Genomic DNA, 2,378 nt, shown 5'->3' on the forward strand with positions numbered 1-2,378 from the left:
TGCCGCGCAGCGCCCCGCCGGCGCGCCGCGTGCCGGCCGGCGCGGTCGACACCTTCGCCTGATCCCCTGCGGCCGCAACGAAAACCGGGACCGGCCAGCCAGCCTTCCCGGTTTTGTTGTTTGTTACACTACGGAAACGCCAAGCAGTACCCGGATCGCCCCTCTTTTCGACGTATGCGATGCCGCAGTCCCGACCGATAATGACATAATGGCGTCATGTTCCACTTCCGCATCATGCAAGGGCAATTTTGAAAGCGAACCCAAAAATGAAAGCCGATCAGAAAGTTGAAGCAGCGCCCAGCGGTGGCGGCAGCAAAAAACTGATCATCATCATCCTGGCGGTGGTCCTGGTCCTGGGCGCGGCCGGCGGCGGTGCGGCCTGGTTCTTCCTGCATGACAAGGGCGACGCGGCCGAGGAAGAGGCGCCGGCCAAGAACAAGCACAAGAACGCCAAGAAGGCCAAGGCCGGTCCGCCGGAATACGTGCCGGTCGATCCGTTCACGGTCAACCTGCAGCCGGGCGACAACGGCGCCGACCAGTACCTGCAGATCGCCTTCACGCTGGAAGTGGGCGGGCTGGAAGAGAAGGAAAACGTCAAGAACAACATGGCCAAGGTGCGCAGCCGCATGCTGTTGCTGCTGTCGAGCAAGCGCGCCGTGGACATCAACACGCCGGATGGCAAAGTCCAGCTGGCCAAGGAAATCATCGCCCAGCTCAAGGAACCCTTCGAGGACCGCGGCTCGCCGCAGGACATCGAGGATGTGCTGTTCACCTCGTTTATCATTCAGTAAGTTAGAAAGTCATGGCTGATAATTTTCTCTCCCAGGAAGAAGTCGATGCCCTTCTGAAGGGCGTCAACGGCGACCAGGACGACGTCCAGGCGCAGGAAGACGTCGCGGGAGTACGAACGTATAACCTGGCCACCCAGGAACGTATCGTCCGCGGGCGCATGCCGACGCTGGAGATTATCAACGAGCGTTTCGCCCGCCTGCTGCGGGTCGGCCTGTTCAACTTCCTGCGCCGCAGCGCCGAGGTGTCGGTGGGCTCGGTGCGGGTGTCCAAATATTCCGAGTTCATCCGCAACCTGGTGGTGCCGACCAACCTCAACCTGGTCCACATGAAGCCGCTGCGCGGCACCGCGCTGATGGTGTTCGACCCGGGCCTGGTGTTCCTGCTGGTGGACAACCTGTTCGGCGGCGACGGCCGCTTCCACACCCGCGTCGAGGGCCGCGACTTCACCCAGACCGAGCAGCGCATCATCCTGCGCATCCTGGACATCGTGTTCGAGGCCTACACCAAGTCGTGGGAGCCGGTCTATCCGGTCGAGTTCGAATACATCCGCTCGGAAATGAATACGCAGTTCGCCAACATCGCCACGCCCAACGAGGTGGTGGTGGCATCGACCTTCACGGTGGAGCTGGGATCGGTGTCCGGCCAGATCCACTTCTGCATGCCGTACTCGATGATCGAGCCGATCCGCGATTCGCTGACCTCCAGCCTGCAGGGCGAGGCGCTGGAAGTGGACAAGCGCTGGATCCGCCTGATGACGCAGCAGATCCAGATCGCCGAGGTGGAGATTGTCGCCTCGCTGGGCACGGCCAAGGTCAACTTCGACGAGATCCTCAACATGCGCGTGGGCGACATCATCCCGCTGCACATCCCGGAAATGATCTCGGCCACGGTCGACGGCGTGCCGGTCATGGATTGCAGCTACGGCGTGATGAACGGACAATACGCGCTGAAGGTGGAGAAATTGCTCGCCAATGCCGATAACATCAAATAACGCCGGCGCAACCGCCGCCGGTGACCGCAATACAGGAGAGAAGCATGTCGGATAATCAAGACGATACGATGGACGACGACCCATGGGGCGCGGCCATCGCCGAGCAGGCGCAGGCCGAGGCGGCCGCGCTGGAAAAGCAGCAGGCCCAGGCGGCCAGCGCCGCCGTGTTCACGGACTTTTCCAGCACGCCGAGCAAGACCGAGACCCATAACGATATCGACTTCATCCTCGATATCCCGGTGCAGCTCACGGTCGAGCTGGGCCGCACCAAGATCGCCATCAAGAACCTGCTGCAACTGGCGCAGGGCTCGGTGGTAGAGCTGGACGGCCTGGCAGGCGAGCCGATGGACGTGCTGGTCAATGGCTGCCTGATCGCCCAGGGCGAGGTGGTGGTGGTCAACGACAAGTTCGGTATCCGCCTGACCGACATCATCACGCCGTCCGAACGTATCCGAAAACTGAATAAATGAAGCACGGACTGACCTCAACCCTGATCCTCGCGGCGGCCCTGGCCGCCGCGCCTGCAATGGCCCAGCGCAGCGTGTCGGGCACCATCGGCGGCCAGCACGCGGCCAGCGCAGCGGCCGTGGCCGCC

At 62.5% G+C, this 2,378-nt stretch carries 3 protein-coding genes; all 3 read left to right on the top strand.

Annotated elements, in window-relative coordinates; genetic code table 11:
* Positions 1-266: 266 nt before the first annotated feature.
* The 3 genes from fliL to fliN are packed head-to-tail and all read left to right on the top strand — an operon-like array spanning position 267 to position 2,253.
* A complete protein-coding gene (gene fliL / locus GTP90_RS35440; protein ID WP_161087894.1) occupies positions 267-791 on the top strand; it encodes a flagellar basal body-associated protein FliL in 525 nt (174 codons plus the stop codon).
* Positions 792-802: 11 nt separating this feature from the next.
* Positions 803-1,783, top strand: coding sequence for a flagellar motor switch protein FliM (gene fliM / locus GTP90_RS35445; RefSeq protein WP_117011634.1), 981 nt, complete (start codon positions 803-805; stop codon positions 1,781-1,783).
* Between the two features lie 44 nt (positions 1,784-1,827).
* A complete protein-coding gene (fliN, locus tag GTP90_RS35450) occupies positions 1,828-2,253 on the top strand; it encodes a flagellar motor switch protein FliN (protein WP_161087895.1) in 426 nt (141 codons plus the stop codon).
* The last annotated feature ends 125 nt before the right edge of the window (positions 2,254-2,378 follow it).

The sequence above is a fragment of the Duganella vulcania genome (genome assembly GCF_009857655.1).
In the GTDB taxonomy this organism is placed as follows: Bacteria; Pseudomonadota; Gammaproteobacteria; order Burkholderiales; family Burkholderiaceae_D; genus Rugamonas; species Rugamonas vulcania.